Origin of the sequence: Bacillus sp. FSL R5-0397, assembly GCF_038593395.1 — a bacterium.
Taxonomy (GTDB): Bacteria; Bacillota; Bacilli; order Bacillales; family Bacillaceae; genus Bacillus; species Bacillus altitudinis.
On sequence record NZ_CP151992.1, the window covers coordinates 2,471,869 to 2,493,426 of the forward strand.

The 21,558-nt window shown below is 39.0% G+C and carries 19 protein-coding genes, 1 tRNA gene and 1 pseudogene; 6 read left to right on the top strand and 15 right to left on the bottom strand.

The window, feature by feature from the left end; all coding sequences use genetic code 11:
* Positions 1-2 precede the first annotated feature (2 nt).
* Together NSQ70_RS12660 and NSQ70_RS12665 are read right to left on the bottom strand one after the other, a co-directional pair.
* The gene (locus NSQ70_RS12660) at positions 3-152 is read right to left on the bottom strand and encodes a teichoic acid D-Ala incorporation-associated protein DltX (protein ID WP_024427820.1); all 150 of its coding nucleotides are present in this window, start codon (positions 150-152) and stop codon (positions 3-5) included.
* Positions 153-406: 254 nt separating this feature from the next.
* Positions 407-547, bottom strand: a pseudogene (locus NSQ70_RS12665) (DUF1668 domain-containing protein); the annotation flags it as partial.
* A 146-nt stretch (positions 548-693) separates the two neighbouring features.
* Between NSQ70_RS12665 and NSQ70_RS12670 the strand changes: the two are divergent.
* The 3 genes from NSQ70_RS12670 to NSQ70_RS12680 all read left to right on the top strand — a co-directional run bounded on the left by NSQ70_RS12670 (position 694) and on the right by NSQ70_RS12680 (position 3,368).
* Positions 694-2,217 (top strand): T7SS effector LXG polymorphic toxin, encoded by a 1,524-nt coding sequence (locus tag NSQ70_RS12670; protein ID WP_342502595.1) that lies wholly within the window; start codon positions 694-696, stop codon positions 2,215-2,217.
* Positions 2,218-2,233: 16 nt separating this feature from the next.
* Complete coding sequence (locus NSQ70_RS12675; protein WP_270112083.1) at positions 2,234-2,671, top strand: hypothetical protein; 438 nt, start codon at positions 2,234-2,236, stop codon at positions 2,669-2,671.
* 307 nt (positions 2,672-2,978) lie between these two features.
* Positions 2,979-3,368, top strand: a complete 390-nt coding sequence (locus NSQ70_RS12680) for an immunity 50 family protein (protein ID WP_342502191.1) — start codon at positions 2,979-2,981, stop codon at positions 3,366-3,368.
* Positions 3,369-3,685: 317 nt separating this feature from the next.
* Here NSQ70_RS12680 and NSQ70_RS12685 read toward each other — a convergent pair whose 3' ends face one another.
* The 3 genes from NSQ70_RS12685 to hsdR all read right to left on the bottom strand — a co-directional run bounded on the left by NSQ70_RS12685 (position 3,686) and on the right by hsdR (position 9,852).
* Positions 3,686-5,104 carry a restriction endonuclease subunit S gene (locus NSQ70_RS12685; RefSeq protein WP_342502192.1) on the bottom strand — a complete coding sequence of 473 codons (1,419 nt, stop codon included), beginning with the start codon at positions 5,102-5,104 and terminating at the stop codon, positions 3,686-3,688.
* Positions 5,101-6,531, bottom strand: a complete 1,431-nt coding sequence (locus NSQ70_RS12690; RefSeq protein WP_342502193.1) for an N-6 DNA methylase — start codon at positions 6,529-6,531, stop codon at positions 5,101-5,103. The genes NSQ70_RS12685 and NSQ70_RS12690 overlap by 4 nt, the downstream gene beginning before the upstream one ends.
* 114 nt (positions 6,532-6,645) lie before the next feature.
* A complete protein-coding gene (gene hsdR, locus NSQ70_RS12695) occupies positions 6,646-9,852 on the bottom strand; it encodes a type I restriction-modification system endonuclease (RefSeq protein ID WP_342502596.1) in 3,207 nt (1,068 codons plus the stop codon).
* A 563-nt stretch (positions 9,853-10,415) separates the two neighbouring features.
* Here hsdR and NSQ70_RS12700 point away from each other — a divergent pair.
* Both NSQ70_RS12700 and NSQ70_RS12705 read left to right on the top strand, forming a co-directional pair.
* Complete coding sequence (locus tag NSQ70_RS12700) at positions 10,416-11,972, top strand: T7SS effector LXG polymorphic toxin (protein ID WP_342502194.1); 1,557 nt, start codon at positions 10,416-10,418, stop codon at positions 11,970-11,972.
* 16 nt (positions 11,973-11,988) lie between these two features.
* Positions 11,989-12,327: a hypothetical protein gene (locus NSQ70_RS12705; protein WP_017367747.1), complete on the top strand. Its 339-nt coding sequence runs from the start codon at positions 11,989-11,991 to the stop codon at positions 12,325-12,327.
* 336 nt (positions 12,328-12,663) lie between these two features.
* On the opposite strand, the gene NSQ70_RS12710 is transcribed toward NSQ70_RS12705, so the two are convergent.
* From NSQ70_RS12710 to NSQ70_RS12755, 10 genes are all read right to left on the bottom strand, one after another.
* Positions 12,664-12,737, bottom strand: a tRNA-Arg gene (locus NSQ70_RS12710).
* Between the two features lie 120 nt (positions 12,738-12,857).
* Positions 12,858-13,382 (bottom strand): metallophosphoesterase, encoded by a 525-nt coding sequence (locus tag NSQ70_RS12715; RefSeq protein ID WP_008345914.1) that lies wholly within the window; start codon positions 13,380-13,382, stop codon positions 12,858-12,860.
* 14 nt (positions 13,383-13,396) lie between these two features.
* A complete protein-coding gene (locus NSQ70_RS12720; protein WP_007501598.1) occupies positions 13,397-13,999 on the bottom strand; it encodes an XTP/dITP diphosphatase in 603 nt (200 codons plus the stop codon).
* Between the two features lie 10 nt (positions 14,000-14,009).
* Positions 14,010-14,738 (bottom strand): ribonuclease PH, encoded by a 729-nt coding sequence (gene rph / locus NSQ70_RS12725; RefSeq protein ID WP_024718627.1) that lies wholly within the window; start codon positions 14,736-14,738, stop codon positions 14,010-14,012.
* A gap of 151 nt (positions 14,739-14,889) precedes the next feature.
* The gene (locus NSQ70_RS12730) at positions 14,890-15,951 is read right to left on the bottom strand and encodes a GerMN domain-containing protein (protein WP_017358166.1); all 1,062 of its coding nucleotides are present in this window, start codon (positions 15,949-15,951) and stop codon (positions 14,890-14,892) included.
* A 101-nt stretch (positions 15,952-16,052) separates the two neighbouring features.
* Positions 16,053-16,871: a glutamate racemase gene (racE, locus tag NSQ70_RS12735; RefSeq protein WP_089374140.1), complete on the bottom strand. Its 819-nt coding sequence runs from the start codon at positions 16,869-16,871 to the stop codon at positions 16,053-16,055.
* Positions 16,872-16,878: 7 nt separating this feature from the next.
* Entirely contained in the window at positions 16,879-17,319 is a 441-nt protein-coding gene (locus tag NSQ70_RS12740; RefSeq protein WP_007501606.1) for a MarR family transcriptional regulator, read from the bottom strand.
* A gap of 149 nt (positions 17,320-17,468) precedes the next feature.
* A complete protein-coding gene (gene gerE, locus NSQ70_RS12745; protein ID WP_003184172.1) occupies positions 17,469-17,693 on the bottom strand; it encodes a spore germination transcription factor GerE in 225 nt (74 codons plus the stop codon).
* A gap of 206 nt (positions 17,694-17,899) precedes the next feature.
* A complete protein-coding gene (locus tag NSQ70_RS12750; RefSeq protein WP_017358236.1) occupies positions 17,900-19,216 on the bottom strand; it encodes a citrate:proton symporter in 1,317 nt (438 codons plus the stop codon).
* 155 nt (positions 19,217-19,371) lie between these two features.
* Positions 19,372-20,232: a LysR family transcriptional regulator gene (locus NSQ70_RS12755; protein WP_007501609.1), complete on the bottom strand. Its 861-nt coding sequence runs from the start codon at positions 20,230-20,232 to the stop codon at positions 19,372-19,374.
* A 135-nt stretch (positions 20,233-20,367) separates the two neighbouring features.
* Between NSQ70_RS12755 and NSQ70_RS12760 the strand changes: the two genes are divergently transcribed.
* A complete protein-coding gene (locus tag NSQ70_RS12760) occupies positions 20,368-21,498 on the top strand; it encodes a PrpF domain-containing protein (protein ID WP_017367811.1) in 1,131 nt (376 codons plus the stop codon).
* Positions 21,499-21,558 lie beyond the last annotated feature (60 nt).

Sequence of the window (21,558 nt, forward strand, 5' to 3'; positions counted from 1 at the left end):
AATTAAAAATCGTTGTAAATGAATGATCCCGTATTTGCTGTATGGAATCCGTAAATAAAGAACAATAATAGCAAAATAAGTAAGTAAAAGCTTGTATATCCTATCCATTTTACAGACTTATTTTCTGATAGCTTTTTGAATAGCATATTAATAACCTCTTTTCTTTTGACACTTATAAAGACGCATGGATCATCAAAAGAGTTTCATATCAAAACATAAAAATTTTAAGAATTGATGAAAAAAAGATGTCCAAAGTATGAACGTGTCTTCGGGCAAAGCTGTCTTATTGTAACAAAGATTTAATGTAATTGAAATGAAATGGAAGCTTAAATTTGCCTTAAAATTGGTGAAAACTGTCGAACAAACGCAAAAGCCACCTAGTTTGACTAGATGGCTTTGATATCAATTACTTCTTATATTTATTGACCTCGAACATGAGAATGTTGTTGAATATCACATAGTCCTTTTTACTTTCAAAAGGACCTTTGTTGTTGTCATGCTCGTCAATTTCATAAAACCCAGGACCTTCGCCGGCATCTCGCTTTTTGCCAGGATGGAAAGGTCAAATTACTTCAGCAGTGTGTTGACCAATCTAGTATTTAGAGCTTTAGCACTCACTACTTTTTTCCTATTCATTACATTTTTTTATATTGTTAAAATAAACATACTTATTTGAGAAGGGAGTGAACCTTTCTGGGCAAGATACTTGATGCAAAAGCACTAACCAGTGCCATGGATACAAGGGCAAAACACTATCAGGAACTCCGCGAACAAATGATAGATTTAAAAAAGGCATTACAAGGTGTTGCCAACCTCGGTGACGACTTCACTGGAAAAGGTGCCGATAACATTAAAAGCTTCTACAAAGAACTCGCCGGAAATGTGGACATGTTTATTAGCTTCATTGATAAACAAAAAGCCTTTCATGAAGGTGTTTCTGGGACACTTGATGATACAAATTTTGGCGGCGACACCTTTGTAGAAGAACACTTTTTAGACAACGCTGTACATATGGGAATCAAGAATGCCAAAAGCATCGTGAAGGATCAAAAAAAGGCACTCAAAACGATTTTTCAAGATATTGATGACCTCATTTCTCTGGAGGTATTTGATAGTAAAACCTTTGACGAAAAGATTGCAGATGCGGAAGATGAACGGAAGAAAACGGTTAAAGATTTAATAGAACTTGATCAAAATCTAAAAGATGAATATGCTTTGTCAGAGACTGAGGAGAAGGCTACAATGGCATTGTACGCAGAAATGATGAATGCCACAAATGACGGAAAATCCATTTCGCCTATGAATTTTGACAAGAAAGCGTATCAAAATAGCGAAATCTACAAGGCAAAAAGCGATATTGAGAAGCAAACTTCTGAATATCTAAAAATCAAAAAAGATCAAGAAGAAGCCCGCAAGATTGCAAAGGAACAAGAAGCGCTAGCCAACCGTCCGTGGTATGAAAAAACTCTTGATTACGGAGGAAATATTGTCAATGAACTGACAGGCGTGAACGATGCAAAACGTGCCGCAACAGGTGTCGATCCGATCACAGGTGAAGAACTCACCGCAGGCCAGCGAGTCGCCGCAGGCGGCATGGCAGCAGCAGGATACATCCCGATCGTCGGATGGGCGGGCCGTATTTTCAAAGGCGGAAAAGCCGTCTATAAAACGACTCAAGCCACGTCCGCCGCAGTCAGAGCAGTCGACATTTACAAGACATCACAAAAGTCTTTTGATGCGTTGAAAACATCACAAAAAGGCTTATACGGTCTTACTGCGACCAACGGCTTCAGTGAAGCGATTACGGGCCGAGATATGTTTGGAAATAAGGTCTCAAAAGAACAGCAGGAAGCGAGTATGAATGCGGCGTTGGGGATGCTTTTGCCGTTTGGGGTAAAAGGGTTTCATGGGAAGATAGGAATTAAAAATACTGGTAAATCTACAAAGAATACCACAACATTATGGGATATTAAAACTACAGCAGATAAAACAATAAAATACAAATTTAACGGTGATACAGTTACTGCTTACCGAGATCCAAAAACAGGTTTGTGGTGGGCTAAAGATACAACTGGTCATGGAAATTCCGCTTTTAAAGTATTCAAGGAAGCAAAAGGTGGAAAAGAACTTCATTGGGTTGCTGATAGTGATAAATATGGAAATTACATGATCAATAAACATAAAAGTTCAACCGGAACTGTCATCAAAATAAAATAACAAAAGGTGATTATACATGTCTTTAACAAAAACTGAAGCTGAAAAACTATTTAAGTTAGGATTTAAAAGGCCTGAGTATGCTGATGAAGTGTACCCACAAGATATTTACGAATACAAAGATGCCACTTGGGCGATTGGCGGAAGAATTGTTCCATCAACAACTCTATTATGTAAGGAAGAAGTATTTAAAGAAGGAATATGGATTCCGTCAATGACGGATTTATTTACTTGGTTAGAAGAGATGGATTGTGAATTTCACCTATCATATGATGGGTTAAGCTATAAGGTTGAGGTTTCTACTAGCGATGAGCAGAGATTCAAAGGAAAAGGCACCTCCGTTGAAATGAGTTTGTTTAAAGTTATTTACAAAATACTTCAAACATTTGGAGGTGCACCGGTACAAAAAAATTATGAAATTATTGAAGTAGATGTTATAGAGAAAGATGAACTTTAGGCTCTCATTAAGAAATATAAAAAACTTTTACAAAATCAGTGTGAGGAAATGTAGCCCCATATAGATAATATAGAAATAAAAGGATAAGATGAGCTTTCAGTAAATATTAGCTCATCTTTTTTCTATACAAATTTATTTTAAATATAAGATTTTACGAGTTGTGAACGTAAAAATAACGTTTACATTTAAAATTTGACTAAAAACAATACCCATATTGGTAAAATTGAAGGTGTAGAAGACCGTTATTATTTTGAAAGATGAAAGATGAAAGATGAAACAATAAATAACCCAAACGAGGAGTATCCAAATGATTAGAGAAGAAAAGTTTATGAACCCACAAGCGATGACTCAAATTTTCGGGGGGATCCCTCATTTTAAAAATGCAGAAATCATGAACGTTGATTTAAACAGAGATGGTCCTACCCTATTTATAAGACTAATGACAAAAGACTCCGTGAAGAATAAACCTAAACGTTGGGGGAATTTTAATGTTGTCTACGTTGAATTATCATTCATTGGTGTAACGGATTTAAAAATTAACCACTTAGGAAATAATAATATAATTGATCATTTTGAGATTAGCATAACAGAGAATGAAGGGTTATTAAAAATAAACTGTAAGAATCAAATGCAAATCGAAACCATATTTGATTGGGCAAGAGTTGAACAAATTTCTCCCGGGCTAATTGGTTCTTAAGATAACTTGCGTTTTCATAAACACCAAATATTTAATTCACTCTAAGATGGCCTCTCTGTACTCAGAGAGACCATTCTTAAATAAATTTTCATTAATTAATAATACTCTAATAACGTTCATAAGATGATTTTTGATTCTTAACATCACTTTTTATCATTTTTCAGCACTAAGTCATACCTTATTTGAGTAGAATCGGATACTTTACCAAAGAGGGATGGACTGACCTTGCTTTATATCCAAAGAGCTTAAACAAAAAGTAAAGCCAATTATTAAGTTAACCAGGAATCACCCAATTTAATTTAGATGCCTTCTCTTACTTATTTTACTTGATCTTGTAGAACTTCTTTTAATAATTCAATTGCGCTTTCTTCACTTGGGTCATTTGTTCCTAGTTCACCACGAAAAGCTTTAGAAAGGATAGATTGTTTTAAGTTGTTTATATTGTCTTCAAGATTAGTAACATAATCTAATTGTTCATCAACTGAATTTACTTTTTCTAAAATTGAAACTATAATCTCCTGTTCATCAAATGGTGGTAATGGTATTATGCCTTGTTTAATCTTTTTTAAAGTTAAACGGGTAATTGCATTACCAGATATCATTCCCAACATCCTGCTCTTTGTAGAAGGTGAATTAAGGCAGTACATCAAATACTTAGCTGCCAAAACATTCCTTTTAGGTCTTAATAACGCCACGGAGGATAAAAGCGAAAACTCTTCGGTTATTTGATTTACTGTTGCTATTCCTGTAGTCGCCCCATCTTTAATATAAAGAACATCACCTTTCTTTACATCACAGCGATTATATATTTCTTGATGAACTTCTTTCGATACATAAGTAACATTATCTAAAAGAATACCTTGTTTTTTAATATTCTTTGCTGTTATATACATATAATCTCCAGAAGGATAAGATTTTGGGCTGTGATGTGTACCATCCGTTATTTTCTCACACACTGTATCCAAATCAATCCATTCCCAGTTAAAAGGTAGATTATATAAAGTTTTATCGGTTTGAACCACTTCAGTATCTGATGATTCCTTAAGGTTCTCACCTCTCCACTTCTTCGTCAGCTCTCCACGAAATGCCTTTTCCAAAATAGCCGCTCGACGAAGTTCAAATGTTTCCTTCGCTTCCTCAATCAACTGCTTCGCTTCTTCAATTTTACTTAAAAGATGCTCTACTTTGTCAGCAATTCGTTTTTGTTCTTCCAAAGGAGGAAGAGCAATATTTAATTGTTCAATTAAAGAACCACTAATATTAGGCTGTGCTCCACCATACGCCCTTTTCAAAATCTGTTTAGAGTTATAAAAAACAAAGTATTTCATGAATAAAGAATACAAAACTTTATGACTAATCTCTTTAATTTTTCCAACACGTTGATTTTGTAAAGCCAGTTCTTCAGAGTTATACACACCCGTTTTACCAGTTGTGGCACCAGACATCGCTATTAACAAATCACCCTTTTTAATTAAAAACTTTTCATTGTAAAGGTGGGGTGGAACTCGTACAGCATTCTTACTAGAAGTATTTTCTCCTGAAATGTCCGATATCCTAATTATAGGAATCCCCTCTTCTTGATAATCCGAACTTTTAAATGCGTATCCATTAAATAATTTTGCTACTGTTCCAAATGTAATCCATAACCAATTTTGCGGCACTTCATAAGGTTGTTCTTCTTCTGATAATTTAGCTTCTTCCAACAATTCATTAACAGTCTTCTTTCTCTTACTCACTGTTTGACCACCTCATCCTCTTCAACAGCACGCAACTCTTCAACTACCTCATTTAATAACCCCATAGCCTGCTGAAGTTTCGCAATCGCCTCTTCTGCCGATTCAATTGGATCTGGTAAGTTGTCATAGGAAGATAATGATTCATCTGCAATCAATCCAATATCTAAACTATCATCTTTTTTTGCAATTTCTTCTCGTGTAAACTTGTTCCATCGTTCATCTTCCACTTTTGAACGGTCTTCTGCTACATATGCTTTCATGAAGTTTTCAAAATGTGCCATTGTTAGCTGATTCCGTTTTCCGAATGACGTCATATTGGTGCGGAGATCATATACCCAAACATCCTTTGTATTATCTTGGTCTGTTGTTCCTCTTGTGAAAAATAAGACGTTTGTTTTCACACCTTGGGCATAGAAAATCCCCGTTGGTAAGCGTAAGATTGTATGCAGATTGCATTTATTCATTAAATCACGTCGAATCTGTGCACCAACCCCGCTTTCAAACAAGACATTATCAGGTAATACAACTGCTGCCCGTGCATGACCATCGTCTTTTAAAGCGTTATAAATTAACTGTAGAAAATTCAGCTGTTTATTGGAAGTTGCAAACGTCAGGTCATCACGGGAGACACTCTCTCCACCTTTTTTCGTCCCAAATGGTGGATTGGTTAAAATGACATCAAAGTTTTTCATCCATTTTCCATTACTAGATAACGAATCCCCTTGTTCCAGTCGCCCTTCGATATCATGAAGTAATGCATTCATTAAAGCAAGACGATGAGTCCCTGTGACGAGTTCCATTCCAGTAAACGCTTCTTTCTTTTGGAAAACGCCCAGTTGTGGATCTAAATCATAATAGTTATCTGTCTTATTTTTCAAATGCTGGTCTGCTGCAATCATAAAACCAAATGTACCAGCTGCAGGGTCATTGCATCTTTCTCCAGGTTTAGGGTCAATCAGCTGCACCATTACATCAATTAATACACGCGGTGTAAAGTATTGACCAGCACCTGATTTTGTTTCGCTTGCGTTTTTTTCTAACAAGCCTTCATATAAATTACCTAAACCTTCTTCTTTTGCGTTGTACCAATCAAGGCCATCAATGGTCTTCAGAATTTTCTCTAGGTTCTTGGGTTCTGTAATACTAGTAGCAGCATCACTGTAGATTAGACGCAGCCGCTCATTTTCACTGCTTCCTAATTCAAGTAACAATCGCTGATAAAATGTTTTGAGTTCTACCCCTTCTTTTTCTAGCAAATCATCCCATCTATATCCTTCGGGTATTACATTTTCTGTTTGCTGTTCTTTCATCATTTTTAAAAATAAAATATAGGTTAACTCCGTGACATATTGTTGATATGTAATACCATCATCACGAAGTACATTGCATAAATTCCATAATTTTTGAACGATTTCTTGGTTATTCATCTTTTTTCCTCCTGAAAAGCTTCTAATCTATTAAATCACATTTGATGATTTTTAGTTGAAAGCGAACCTTTTCATTATAACCCAAAAAAGTGCCTCAATGAAGAGGCACAGTCGTTAGCTGATATAAAGGTTCTCATTGATCGTATTCACAATTTGATCAATTTCATCACCGAACTCACGTTTCAGTAATTTGTAGCCACCAGACGTTCTAAAAGGTTCTTCCGAGAATGCCTCTTCTGCGGTAGGCGCAAGAACAGGCACTTGAAGTAATTGCTTTTCTATTCTCTCTAACCACTTCTTTTGCCTTGGCGTCCAATCATGCAGTGAATACACTTTGTGCATTGCCTGTTTAATACGTGCTTCATGGTCAATGAGTGCTTCACCTAATGCAGCTTGGCGAATAAAACTAATAATATTTGCTGCAATGTCTTCATTTTTTGTCTGTTTCCAGGCTGTTTGTAAATGTGATTGTTTAAAACCTTTTGTTTCTAAAATCGTCATTAGTTCTCGTAAATCTTGTCTTGTTAGATCTTTTGGTCGTGTACAAATCAGATGTAAAGCGGGAATTTCATTGATATTTTCTTGGATAAATCGAACAAAACCATCCAGATAATCTTCTGGTCGCTTGTTTCCTTCACCATACCCACGAATGACGTCTGTTACTTCATCTTCCTTATCAGATATATAGCGTTTTTCACGTGTCACTTGGTACGTTTCCATGTATTCAAATAGGATACTATGCTGTGTGGCTTCTTGCGGTGAGTATGTTTGAATTTCTTTCACCCATTCATCCACATGTTTTCCATTTGATAATTCTTCAAACTTTCCCACGCCTTCTTCATCAAATCTTTGTTTGCGACGCTGAATTTTCGCTACTAATTGATCACGATAAAATGAAGCTTCCTCATTAGTCGTCGCATTTATAAGAGAATCATACAACTCACCAATACTATAGTTTTGTTTCTTCACGACTGGTTTCATTTCTGTATAATGTTGCAACTTGTCATATATTCCAACGGCATCGTAGATGTTAAAGTGTGTTTTCCCAATCTCTGGGCAGAGACGAGTCGCACGGCCAAGCATTTGATCATAGAGAATACGAGATTGTATTCTTCTTAAAAACACCAAATTTGTGATCGGCGGCACGTCAATACCTGTTGTGAGTAGATCAACTGTAACAACGACATTAGGTAGTCGCTCATTTTTAAACCGTGTAATGGCTTCTAATGGCTTGTAGATATATCCAGTAATTTTCATAATGGCATCATCTTCAATTTCATCGCCACGTTCTTTAAAGGCTTCTTTTAACAAGCGAACAACAAGATCTGCGTGTTGATCAGTAGCTGCAAAGATGAGCGTTTTTTCTTTACCTGCAGGGTCAATATAATCAACTAATTTATTTAAAACTGCACGGTTAAACGGTTCTGTAATGACTTTTTTATTAAACTGCTCCACTTCAAAGTGCACAGTATCTTCTAACTTTTCTAGTTGAATCTCCCCTTTATCAACATCATACACTTCTACTTCCTCATCTTTTTCAAAGGTGATGCCCACTTGTGAAAGTTCTGTTTTAAACAAATATGGGGGCTCATGGTCCACTAGATATCCGTCCAACACTGCTTCGCTATATGAATATTTAAAAATTGGCATACCGAAAATGTCTGTTGTATGTAGTGCAGGTGTTGCGGTAAGCCCTAAACATGCCGCATCAAAATAATCGATAACGCGCCGATATTGACTAATATAATCATTCTGATCACGGAACTCTAATTCTTCCTCTGTCATTTCTCTATCACTTGTATAGCCTCGGTGCGCCTCATCTACAATGATGAAATCATATTGCCCGACGCTTGGAAGCTTTTCGCTATCGCTATAAAAAAGTCTGCGAACCATTCCCTGCACCGTTGCAATCTGCACCTTCGTTTCAACTTCCGGTGTGAGATCGCCTAATGACTTCACATCATATATATCAGCAAACGAGTAACCTTCAATTTTCGTATCTTTCAGTGAATCCTCTGTTTGTTTACCGAGTGAATTACGGTCGACAAGAAAAAGAATGCGGCGACACTTTTTAGACTTAATTAAGCGATACATAAGCGCAATCGCGGTACGAGTTTTCCCAGTTCCTGTAGCCATTGCAATAAGCATTCTTCTGTTTCCTTCTTTTAGCGACTTTTCTGCAGCCAGAACCGCATTCTGCTGATAGTGACGCAATCCAAACTTCGTTATATCCTCTTCTTCTAGACGCTTATCCGCATCCTTATCATCTTGGCTAAGAAGAAGCTGTAAATCTTCAGGTGAATGCCACCATTCAAGCGGACGTGCATGTTCAAATGGTTTGCGTGAATCCCAGAACCAAATACCCGATTCCTCTTGAAGCTGTCTTAAATAAGGGCGACCATTTGTTGCATATAAGAATGGGACTTGATAATCACCAGTTGTTGGTGTAATCTGTTCATCTTCTACTTGCATGACATTTTTCGCGTACACTTTTGTTTGACTATCTAATGCCCCAGGAATCGTTTTCTTTTCTGCTTTTGCTTCAATGAAACCAACAAGCTTGAGTCCAATAAACAATGCATAGTCAACCCAGCCACCATCGACCTTCCACTCAGCAATGGCCATATGTTTGTTTTTCTCTGGTAACGTCCTGTTTTTTTTATAGTTTAGCAAATTCGTGTCTACTTCCCATCCAGCAGCACGTAACTTCTGATCAATGATGATACGTGTTTCATCTTCAGTCAGCTGCTGCCTACGCATGAAGTTTTTGGACGCTTTTCTACGTTTCATTTTCTCATCTGCTTGCTCTAATTCAGCTTGATGGCGAATTGTCTCTAATTCCTCTTCAAGCTGTCTCACTTTCACTTCATACTCTTGTTGGAGTTGTCGTGTATCTATTCCTGTTTGTTTATTTGGCTCTATGTACTCTGGAGCTTGAAAATTCCAATCACCGTATACCTCCATAAACCAAGTCGACAAACGAAAAGCCAAATGCAATAAAGATTTCGCTTCTTCTGTTTTTTGATAACCTGCTTCATGCATGGCCACATTCCCTTTGCGGCGAAGCGTTTCAACGATATCTATTAACTCTGGTTCAAGTATTCCTTCTCGGCGTAATATATTGACGCGCTCTACTTGTTTCGTGCCATATGCTTCCTTAATATTTTCAGCGGCTAGAATAAATTTTGTTAATGTTTCGGCAAATAACCGTAGTTTCATTACTGTTGTATGTGGGTCATGATATACATTTTTCTCAGCTGCTTCTCCTAAATTGGAAAGTACTGCCCACTTTCCTTGAAAAAATGAAAAATTGCTATTCATCATTATCACCGTTTCCCAAAAGGTTTTATATGTTTATTATACTATATTTATACAAAAATTAGGTAGTCTTAATCCACAACTGACAAAGTTAAGTTAATTGACGTTTGTTCAACAAATTTCATATCTTCTTTTTGTGCTTTAATCTTTTTATCGGCAAGAACAATATTGTTTCGAATAGCCAGCTCACTGATAAAGTATCTTCTTTAAAATAACCTTTCTACTTGAAGGGTTATTTAAGCTTATCTTTGAACGTACATTCCTTCCAGAAAAATTTCTTGTGACTAATCTCGAAAGAAAACTATATAAGATCATCAATAATATGATTAGATTCAGAAAGAATACAACAGTGGTAAAATCCTAATGATACGGGTGGTTGTTCTTCTGTCTTTATTATTTGAACACACACATTCTCAAACTGTTCCACACTCGTTCTTCAACATCTAGTCATTATCACCTATGTAAATCGTTTCATTTTCACGGAATTTCAGTATTTATTCCCCAATACCCCTCCTAATAATGGTAAACTCTCTATTGATTGAGACCAAGCTTTAAAGGAGAATGCCATGAAAACGTTAGATGTTCAGGCTTTGCATCATGCAATTGATCAAACACTGACACATTTAAAACAACAATCACTACATATCAAAGCCCTTGAAAGTCAAATCAATCGAATCATTTCATTGGATGGCTCACTAAAGGGGGAAGCTGGAGAAGCGATTCGAGCGTTTTACGCAGAGTGCCATATCCCTTTCTTGCAATTCTTTCAAGTCACAATTAGAGAATACAGCACCGCACTCCAAAAGGTTCAGAAAGCACTTCATTCATTTGAATCAAATGAAAATGGCTTTATCTCTCAATCATTTCTTGAGCATGAGCTTGATCAAGGTTTAAAAAATGCCGAACGAGTCGTATCTGATATCGTGTCAGATGTGAGCAGCGCCATCGGCAAAGTCAGCCATATCATTCATTTACCAAGTGTTGACGAGTCTGCTTTTCAAGCCAGTTACCAAAAAGCCTGGATGAACATCTCAAAAACCATCGGTACGCTCCATGCCTTTGACAGGGAACAAGCCAGTGCTTTGAATGAAACCAAGAACTCCATACAAAAAATGAAGGAATACATAGATACTCTAGGCACAATGTTCACTGGTGCGAAAATCGGGATCACCACCTATCAAAAAGGATCCATTCTCAAAGATAAGGAAGACAAAAAGATCAGCAGTAACCTAAACGAATTGAATAAAAAAATAGACAATCCCGATGGAAATCCAATGGCGATCATGCTTAATAAGCTGAATGATAAAGAGCGATCGAATGTGGTTGTAAATAGGAAACCCTCTAATAAAATTAATCAAGACGCCGTGTTCGTAAATGGAAAAGTATATAATACAAATGAAAAGATTGACTTCGCAAATGCCAAAACAGTTGACGTTATTCGAGATGGAATGCTCTATCGGCTACGAATAACGGACCAAAACAAAGTGAATATTGAAAGCATTACAAAGATTTCTGATGTGAAAGCGGAAGAACAACCCTCAAATATCTTAAATACGGCGGTTGAATTTACAGGAATAAATGATGCAATTCGAGTCATCACAGGGAGAGACCCTGTAACAGGTGAAAAAGTTACTGACATGGATCGTCTAGTGTCAAGCTTGCACATGATACCCGTAGCTAAAATCGCTAAAGTTGGAAAATACGCATTCAAAATCATGAAAGGAGAGAAAGTAGCCAAGAAGATTGTCAAAACACCTTCCTTCGGCAAACATTCCGTACCAAAAGGTCCGTATCGTGAAGTAAATGGTTTCCCTGCAAAAGTAAAACCAGGCGCTCAAGAGAAACATATTCCTGATGCACCTAACTATAAGCAAGAAGTTGCGAATGGCCGTCCAAATAAAAGCATTTTCAATGGAGATAATAAAATAGCACAAGAATTGCTAGATAAGTTCGCTGGGAAAGGTACAAAAATAGGTGAGCACAAAGAAAGAGTAGACTTTGGCCAAGTGATTGGAAAATACTATGATAAAGATACCGGTAAGTATGTAGAGACTACTAGAGGCTTAATACATTACAGCAAAAACGGCGCTCATATAGTACCATCAGAGCCTTTAAAACCATAAATTAAGGAGAATTCGAATGGGATATGATCCATTAATTTCAGCATTACGAAAATATAAACATAACGATTTGATAATAGAATGGAAAAACGGTTTAAAAGTTATTGGGGAATCTGACACGCTTTATGAAACAGATAACGGATTGGAAGATGACGATGTCAATTATACAGAATATGACGCAGTCGCATTTCAAGTTAATAACATCTTATCGCCCCCCGCTAATAACGACTGTGATATATACGATTGGTTAAAGCAAGAAAAAAGTCCCTTAATTGAAATTTCACTTTATAAAGATACACCAAATGCAGTGTATTTAGCAGACGGTCAAAAATTATGGGAATTGGACAGTGATGATTAACAAAGGAAAGCCCTCTCTAAATTAGAGAGGCTTTTCATTTGTGTCTGTTTTAAATATATTTAGTTGCTACCTTCAAAAATAACTCTATTTTTCAATTTATACATTTTTGATTTTGATCCATTTACGTTCATAGTCATTGAAGCAACTGAACAAAAATCAGCCACCCATTTGATAGGTTCTTTGATACAAAGACAGGGAACGGAAACACTTGAAAATAAATCAGCTACCAATCCGCTCCCAAAACCTTAATTTGAAGCGATAAACAACCTTATGTTCCAAGAAACAAAAAATCCTGAAATCCTTTCATATCAAGGATTTCAGGCTTTTAATTTAGTACGTCCCAGGAGAGATTCGAACTCCCGACCGACGGCTTAGAAGGCCGTTGCTCTATCCTGCTGAGCTACTGGGACATGTTGTTATGTAGTGTGCTTTGGCGTATTACCTCAGCGACAAGATTTATTATATTACTATTGTTCTTTAAAGTCAACGGTTTTTCGAAAGTTTTTTCATAAGGGGCAAATGCTGCACCCTTATGAAATACCTTCCAATGTGACGGTGTTTTCGAGGTCTTGGATGACGTGACCTTCGTCCGTGAAAAACTGTACGTTTGCTTCGCTTCCATCTAGTGTCAGTATAGCATAGCTGCGCTCTTTGCGCACTCTTGGCAGGTGCACACTACCTGGGTTAATGAGCAGTTTTCCTCTTAGCAGTTCACTGCCAGGGATGTGCGAGTGGCCAAAGCAGATAATGTCTGCGCCTAGCTCTTCTGCACGGTAGTAGACTTGAAGCAAGGATTGTTTGATGCCATGCAGATGTCCGTGAGTAAGAAATAGTTTTCCGCCTCCATCCAGTGGGAGCAGGAGCTCTTCTTCAAAATCGCCCATAAAGTCACAATTTCCTTTGACGACTTTGTATCCTTCGAGTGCTGGGTGGTTCGTTTCGAGTTCTGAATCTCCGCAGTGAATCATCATGTCCACTTCAGCCGCATGCCGTTTGGCAATGGTTTGAAGTTCGTCTGTGAGTCCATGACTGTCACTAATGATGAGTATCTTCATGGCTTCATTCCCCCTTATTCATTTGCGTCTAGCAGTGATGAAAGCTTTTGAAGCGCGACCGCTCGATGGCTGATCTTGTTTTTTTCCTCTGGTGATAACTCGGCCATCGTCTGGTCTTTGTCTTTGACGATGAAAATCGGGTCGTATCCGAAGCCGTTTTCGCCGATCGGTTCTTCTGCGATGAAGCCTTCTACTGATCCTTCTACCGTTTTTGTTTCTTTCCCCGGTATACTGACAGCCAGGGCACATCTGAATCTAGCAGTGCGGTCTTCTTTTTCGATGCCTTGCAGCTCATTCAGCACCTTTTCCACGTTCTCGGCATCGTCTTTATGCTCGCCCGCGTACCTCGCTGAATAGACGCCAGGCTTTCCGCCAAGGTAATCAATCGACAGACCCGAGTCGTCTGCAATCACCATTTCACCTGCTTTGGCTTGAATGGCCTCGGCTTTGATGATCGCATTTTCTTCAAAGGTATGTCCTGTTTCTTCGATCTCTTCCGTAAATCCGATGTCCGCTAGTGTTTTGACCGTGAATCCTTTTGGCTCAAGAATGGCTTTGAATTCTTTCGCTTTGCCCGCATTGTGCGTTGCGATGATGGCAGTTTTCATCCTGATCAAACCCTTCTCTTTATTCGATAACTTCTCCTGTCACTGCTTTTTGCTTTTCAATTAATTCTTTGATGCCTTTTTCGGCTAAATCAAGCAGTCCGTTTAGTTGTTCTCTTGAGAATGTCGCTTCTTCGCCAGTGCCTTGAAGTTCAACAAAGCGTCCAGCGCCTGTCATGATGACATTCATATCCACTTCAGCTGAAGAATCTTCTTCATAATTTAAATCTAACAGAAGTCCCTGTTTAGAATCAATTCCGACGGATATTGCGGCTAAATAATCAGTGATCGGATTTTCTTTCAAAACGCCTGCTGATTGAAGCTTTTGAATCGCTAGTGTCATGGCCACAAATGCACCTGTGATAGAAGCTGTGCGTGTTCCACCGTCTGCTTGAATAACATCACAATCAATCCAAATGGTGCGTTCACCAAGCTTTTCTAAATCAACGACTGCGCGCAGAGCTCGTCCAATTAAACGCTGGATCTCCATTGTACGTCCTGTGACTTTTCCTTTAGATGATTCTCTTATCGTTCTTTGAGCCGTTGCTCTAGGAAGCATGCTATATTCTGCTGTAATCCAGCCTTTTCCTTCTCCTCTTAAAAAAGGAGGTACGCGGTCCTCGATAGATGCGTTACAAATCACCTTCGTATTTCCCGCTGAGATTAAGACAGAGCCTTCTGGATGCGTGATGTAGCCTGCCTGTATTTCAATTTTTCTTAATTCGTCGTATTGTCTTTCATCTAATCTCATGTTTTACCTCCGTTACAATATACATTCCGCGCGGGTGTCAGCGGGGTTCTCCTATTAACTTTGACAACCTCGATCCGTTCTAATCGCTTGGAATAAAAAAGAGGCAGCGAATGTGCATGCCTCTTTTTCTCCATTATATCAATGTGTGACGTTAAAAACTACCTGTATTCACTTGTTCTGGTCTTGAAACTGGCTTTGTGAGTTCTGTTCCTTTTTCGTTCACAAGCTCTGCCTTTCCGTTTACCTTCACAGACACGCTTTTCACATCTGGCAGCTCTGTTAATGTCAGCACAATGCTATCAAGAACTTTTTGTGAAATGACTTTTTTCTTTTCATCTGCACTGCCAAAAATGGATTCATTGAAATCAAGTGTCACATGACCGTCTTTTACTTTCGGGACATCATTCAGCTTCACATCTTGATCAAAGTCTGTCAGCAATTGGCTTGTTTTGCTTGGCCCAGAGACGAGCTCATCAATGGCTGCTGTGATTGGATCATCCTCATCTTTTGGCGCTCTTTTAGTCACCGGGACATAGTACGTCTGTTTGTCAGATTCAGCTAAATAGTAGACGGTCACAGGCTTTGTCGATGTCATATCAGCCGCAGCCTCGTGCTGAATATTAATGCCGTCCTCTCTGCTTAAATCATCTGAAATCGGCGTCCCATTCACAGGCATCTCTTTTAATTCATGACCATTCATCTTTAATTTGACTTTCGCTACTGAGTCAAACTGCGTTAATGTCCAAGTGACTGATTGCAAAATGCGCTGTTCGTCTTCTTTTTTATAGTTTTTGAATTCATTTGAGAAATCCACAACCGCAGTGCCATCTTTAATATCGACAGATACGCTCGTGTCCGCCGGCAGCACGGCTCTGAACCCATTTGGCATCAGGTTAGAAATCGGTCCCCCGTCTACGAGGTATTCAAGTGTTTGTTTCGCACTTCCTTCGTTTTTCGGCAGTGGAATGGATTGAGACACAACATACCCATTTTTATCAATTAAATATAATTCTCTCATGACGGTATCTGCTTGCTTCTCTTCTTTTCCTTCTTTCGCTGTTTGTTTCTCTTCTTTATTTTCTTTCACAAACGTGACATTTTGTGGTGGATCAATCTCTGTTTTCGCTTGGTCTGTTTGAAACAATCCGCATCCTGATAAAAGCATGGCTGACGCAATACACGTAACAGCTGCTGTAGTTCCTTTTTTCAGCATACTTCACCCTCCTCTAGTGGTTTGTACTAGTATGTATACGAGCTCCCTGAGAGGATTAGACCCTTTTCATAAAAAAATAACCCACTTCCATGAGAAGTAGGTTATTGCTGATATACGTGTTCAAGCGAAACCGTTTCGACCTTTCCTGGCAGGTAACCGAACCAGTCTTGAGCGATGTTTTGAAAGTTTTGCTGCTGCCCTGTTGTATAAAAAGTATGAACAGGCTCTTCCTTCGAATCATTTAACAGCCCTTTATATGAAAGAATGGTGCTCGCTTCTCTCGCAGTCTCGTCTCCTGAAGAAATGATGTTGACGCCACTGCCCATAAAGCGCTGAATCGGTTCTTTTAAAATCGGGTAGTGTGTGCAGCCAAGAATAAGCGTATCAATGCCTGTTTCTTTCATCGGTTCAAGAGAAGCTTTTACGACTTCATCTGCTGTATGATCTAAAAACGTACCGCTTTCCACAAACGGCACAAGCATTGGACATGCCAGACTTTGAACAGTTAGTCCTGCTTTTAAAGAAAGCAGTGCTTCTTTATAGGCTTCACTTTTGATCGTATTGGCAGTGCCGATGACGCCAATATGCTGATTGTTTGTGACCTTGATCGCTGTGCGGGCTCCAGGCTGGATCACGCCAATGACCGGGATATCAAGTGTTGCTTTAATTTCATCAAGTGCTATCGCCGTCGCAGTGTTACACGCAATGACTAGCATTTTAATATGGTGATGTCTTAATAGGTAGTGCGCCATTTCCCATGTATATTGAAGAACCTCTTCTTCTGCTCGAGGGCCGTATGGACATCGTTTTGTGTCGCCTACATAAATAATTTTTTCTTTTGGCAGTTGTCTCATGATTTCCTTCGCAACGGTTAAACCGCCTACGCCGGAATCAATCACGCCGATGGGTTGATCCAACAAAATCGCCTCATTTTCTTTTCATTTGCTGCTGTAGTTTCGTTAAAGATTGGTTGAAAACGATGGCTTCTTCTTCTGAGAAAGCCCCTAGAAGTTCACTGACGTATTCTTGACGTTTGACAATCACTTCTTGAATGATCCGCTCACCTTCAGGCAATAAATGAATGCGAACCACGCGGCGGTCAGACGGATCTTTCACCCGTTCAACAAGTTCACTTTTTTCCATTCGATCAATTAAATCGGTTGTCGTGCTGCAAGCCAAATACATCTTTTGTGATAGCTCACCTATTGTCATATCTCCGAATTCATAAAGCCACTGGAGCCCTACAAATTGAGGAGGAGTAATCGTATATTGATTCAGAATTTCTCTACCTTTTTGCTTAATGATTGCAGCAATATGGCGCAATGATTTTTCAATTTCTGCAACATGGCCTGACTCATTCGTTTCCATTTCATTGATACCTCACTATAGCATCTCACTTTGATTAAAACGTACATTCCTATTTTCCTCGTTTTTCAAAGAAATTGCAAGAAGAGACTCATGGAAACGATATAGAAATAACCGGCTCCTCCCTGATGCGGAAGGAAAACCGGCTGACGTTAGAGCTCTAGCTCACCCATACGCAGAAGCTCGACTACGGCCTGTGAACGACCTTTGACTCCTAGCTTTTGCATGGCATTCGAAATATGATTTCGAACAGTCTTTTCGCTAATAAAAAGCTCGCTTGCAATTTCTTTTGTTGTTTTATCTTGGACGAGCAATTCGAATACTTCTCTTTCTCTTTTGGTTAATAGCGGCTTGGATTGAAACTCTTTCTCCTTCAAGTATTGTAACCCTCCTTGCTAAGGTGAGAGCTCTAGTCTCTATAGAATGGGATTCTGTATAGTCGAGATATCATATGCCGGGTACTTGAGGTAGGTGACGTTAAAATCGAGAATTCCCGCAGATCAGCGTCCAATTTCCTCGCCTTCAAACCGCACAAAAAAGGACGAGTCCCCTATAGAGACATCGTCCTTTATCAAACAAGCTTTTAAAATATCGAAATGGCTCCTGTTAAAAGAGCAATAAGTGTTGTAAACAGGGCTGTGAGTACAGTCCATAGCAGTGCGTACTTTTGCAAATCACCAATATCTTTATTCAACATACTCACAAGCAGTAATGTGGAAGCGACAAGCGGACTCAGCAAATGGACAGGCTGTCCGATAATAGAGGCGCGCGCAATTTCTACTGGATCAATTCCGTAAGCTGCGCCGGCTTCAGCTAAGATTGGCAGCACCCCGAAATAATAAGCATCATTTGAAAGAACAAATGTAAATGGCATACTCGTCAAAGCGACAATGAGTGGAAAAAATGAGCTGTATGAATCCGGAATCATGTAAATGACCAAGTTAGCAATGGATTCCACCATTTTTGTTCCCGAAAAAATGCCTGTGAAAATTCCTGCTGCAAACACAAGGGTAATGACCGTTAAGGCATTTCCTGCATGCGATAAAATCCGCTCGCGCTGATCTTCAACTTTTGGATAGTTGATCATAAGCGCAATGACAAAGCCAATGAGAAAGAGTACAGGAATCGGTACGATATCCAATACAAGTGTGACCATGACAGCAATCGTTAGGAAGAAGTTGACCCAAATCAAGTTTGGTCTCTTCATATCAGCTACGCCATCTTCAATTGATGCCGCCAATTCAGGAGAGATCGAGACCTCTTCTTTATACTGAATCTCGGCAACCCCAATGCGCTTCCGTTCTTTTTTTCCAAGAACATACGCTGTAAAAAGGATAAAAAGACCGCCCCCTATCATCGTCGGGAGTAATGGAATGAAGAATTCCGCTGCATCTAAACCAAGTGCAGCAATCGCACGAGTAGCTGGACCGCCCCAAGGCGTCATTCCACTCATAATGCCTAGTGATAATAATGAAATCGTCCCTAAAATCAGTGGATTCATCCCAATTCTTAAGAAAAGTGGCAACATAGCTGATACGGTAATCATGTACGTTGTGGTCCCATCACCATCTAATGCAACAAGCATAGACAAAATCGCTACCCCAAAAGCAATTTTGACCGGATCGCCTTTCACAAGACGTAAAATCAGTTTGATCAATGGGTCAAACAATCCAGCATCCAGCATGACACCGAAAAATAAGATGGCAAATAACAATAAAGCAGCAGATGGTGCAACGGTCTTGAGTCCATCAAGCATCATGTCCCCTAATCCGCTGTAAAATCCACCGATTAATGCAAAGATGATTGGCACAACGGTGAGAGCCACCACCGGATGCATACGTTTTGTCATAATAAGAAATGTAAAAGTCACGACCATCAAGATCCCTAAAATAGCTAGCACTTCATATCCCTCCATCCTCTTCTTTACACGATCCACAAGCGCCCCTTTTGCACTTGCGGCCCGAAATGTTAGCGCTTTCTATTTCAAGGATATAATAGCTTTTTTTATAATGAAAATATCGATTTTTTCGTCTATTCGATAAATTTTTTTTATAATTAGCCTTGCTGACTTCTTAAAAACTCAATAAATGCTTTCACAACAGACAAATGAAGGGAATCTGGCTGGTACATGAGCCATGTATCTCTTAAAACAGGCTGTCCATCTTTATACGAAAGACCTTTTACAAATAGCTCATCACTTGGTCTGAGACAAATTTCCGGGACAATGGCATAACCTAAACCATGCTTCACCATCTCTTTTGATGTATCTTGCCTGTCTGTCTCCATTGTCACAAGCGGAGGCATCGTGAACGTCTCCTGCCACCATCTGTTAATCAATCGTTTTAATGAACTATCCGTGTGATAGTCAATGAGCGGCAGCTTAGGAAGATCCTTTAGCTGTATTTCTGATTTTGAAATGATACAAAGCCGTTCTTTATCAAGCAAAAATCGCTCTCCATTCCAGTCGTAATCTCCTCTTAAAATCCCTAAATGTACACTTGATGTACCTAATAAATCCATGACTTTTGTACTCCATCCTGTGTTCACCATAAATTGAACATGTGGATATTGCTTAGAAAACTCTCTTAAAATTTCCGGCAGTTTATATTGAGCAAAGTTACTCGACACCCCTAGTCGGATCGTTCCTTTGACCTTTTTTTGCATATTGAGCATGCCATCTTTCGTTTGCTGGAGCTGCTTGAGCATGTCATTTGCGTATTTAGCCAAGTATTCGCCCTCTGATGTAAATTCAATGCCACGTTTTCTTTTAAAGAAAAGCTTCATGTCAAATTCCTCTTCAAGCTGTTTCAATCGATAACTTAAGGCAGGCTGCGAGACAAATAATTTTTCTGCCGCTTTTGTGATGTTCTTCTCTTCATATAGCACCTTTAAAAACCGCCAATCTTTCTCATCCATTGTGTGCCCTCCTTTTGACCTTGTTATAAAAATAATTTATCGATTTCTCTTAAAATAATGTATTTAACTTATTTCTTATTATACTTTACCATTTTGATTAGATAAATAGTAACTAAACAATTGAGGGTGAGATCAATGAGAAAAGTTCCAATCACAATCATGCGAGGCGGTACAAGCAAAGGGGTCTTCATTCAAGCCAATGATGCACCTTACGAACACGATGAGCTCGAAGCATTTTTATTAGACATTATGGGCAGCCCTGACCGGCTGCAAGTTGATGGAATCGGGGGCGGTAATTCTTTAACAAGTAAGGTGGCCATTATCGACAAAGCCACTCGTCCAGATGTGGATGTGAACTATACGTTTGCACAAGTCAGCATCAATGAAAGATTTGTCGACTTTAAAGGGAACTGTGGGAATATCTCATCAGCAGTGGGGCCGTATGCCATCATTAAAGGACTTGTCCAAGCAGTCGAGCCTGTCACAACGGTACGTATTTTGAATACCAACACGAATAAAATCATTGTGGCAGAGGTAGAAGTCGAGAACGGAGAAGTAAAATTTGAAGGACAGGCAGAAATTCCAGGAGTGAAAGGAACAGGTTCTCCCATTTATTTATCCTTTGAGAAACCTGAAGGCGCTGTCACAGGTAAAACCTTTCCGACTGGAAACAAAATGGATACGATCCAGACAAAGTTTGGAGAGATTCCGATCTCAATCGTTGACATTGCAAATCCAATCGCCTTTGTCCGTGCCAAAGATATTCAATTAAAAGGAACTGAATTGCCTGAGGAGTTTACAGACGAATTGCTGGATGATTTAGAAGAGATTCGTTCCATCGCTGCTGAAATGTGCCACTTTGCACCAAAAGAACTGGCCACATTACAGTCTCCAGCTGTTCCAAAGCTTGCGATCATCAGCGAGCCTGCTGATTATGTAGATACAAATGGAATATTGAGAAGAGCAGCAGATATGGACATCATCGTTCGGATGCTATCGATGCAAAGACCGCACCAAGCACTTGCCATTACCGGATCTGTCTGTGTGTCAGCCAGCTGTTTCATGGATCAAACGCTTCCGGCACAGCTTTTTCAAGGTCAAGATGATACACTTCGAATTGGTCATCCTGCTGGTATTATGCAAACTGAAATTGATATCTCACAAAACAGAGTGAAAGTCATTCGAACCGCAAGAGAAATCCTAGATGGAGTGGTCTTTACAAAAAAAGACTACATGGTTCAACCTCAAATAAAAAGAGAAGCATAAATGAGACGTCATCATGTCGACAAAGAGCTAAAATGAACTGATTTTAGCTCTTTGTCTTTT

Bases quoted from the DNA above. Each gene is read 5' to 3' on its own strand.
- NSQ70_RS12675 (WP_270112083.1), top strand. From the start codon at position 2,234: ATGTCTTTAACAAAAACTGAAGCTGAAAAACTATTTAAGTTAGGATTT.
- NSQ70_RS12680 (WP_342502191.1), top strand. From the start codon at position 2,979: ATGATTAGAGAAGAAAAGTTTATGAACCCACAAGCGATGACTCAAATT.
- NSQ70_RS12690 (WP_342502193.1), bottom strand. From the start codon at position 6,531: ATGAATAACCAAGAAATCGTTCAAAAATTATGGAATTTATGCAATGTA.
- hsdR (WP_342502596.1), bottom strand. From the start codon at position 9,852: ATGAATAGCAATTTTTCATTTTTTCAAGGAAAGTGGGCAGTACTTTCC.
- NSQ70_RS12700 (WP_342502194.1), top strand. From the start codon at position 10,416: ATGAAAACGTTAGATGTTCAGGCTTTGCATCATGCAATTGATCAAACA.
- NSQ70_RS12705 (WP_017367747.1), top strand. From the start codon at position 11,989: ATGGGATATGATCCATTAATTTCAGCATTACGAAAATATAAACATAAC.
- NSQ70_RS12715 (WP_008345914.1), bottom strand. From the start codon at position 13,382: ATGAAGATACTCATCATTAGTGACAGTCATGGACTCACAGACGAACTT.
- rph (WP_024718627.1), bottom strand. From the start codon at position 14,738: ATGAGATTAGATGAAAGACAATACGACGAATTAAGAAAAATTGAAATA.
- NSQ70_RS12730 (WP_017358166.1), bottom strand. From the start codon at position 15,951: ATGCTGAAAAAAGGAACTACAGCAGCTGTTACGTGTATTGCGTCAGCC.
- NSQ70_RS12740 (WP_007501606.1), bottom strand. From the start codon at position 17,319: ATGGAAACGAATGAGTCAGGCCATGTTGCAGAAATTGAAAAATCATTG.
- NSQ70_RS12755 (WP_007501609.1), bottom strand. From the start codon at position 20,232: ATGGATGAGAAAGATTGGCGGTTTTTAAAGGTGCTATATGAAGAGAAG.
- NSQ70_RS12760 (WP_017367811.1), top strand. From the start codon at position 20,368: ATGAGAAAAGTTCCAATCACAATCATGCGAGGCGGTACAAGCAAAGGG.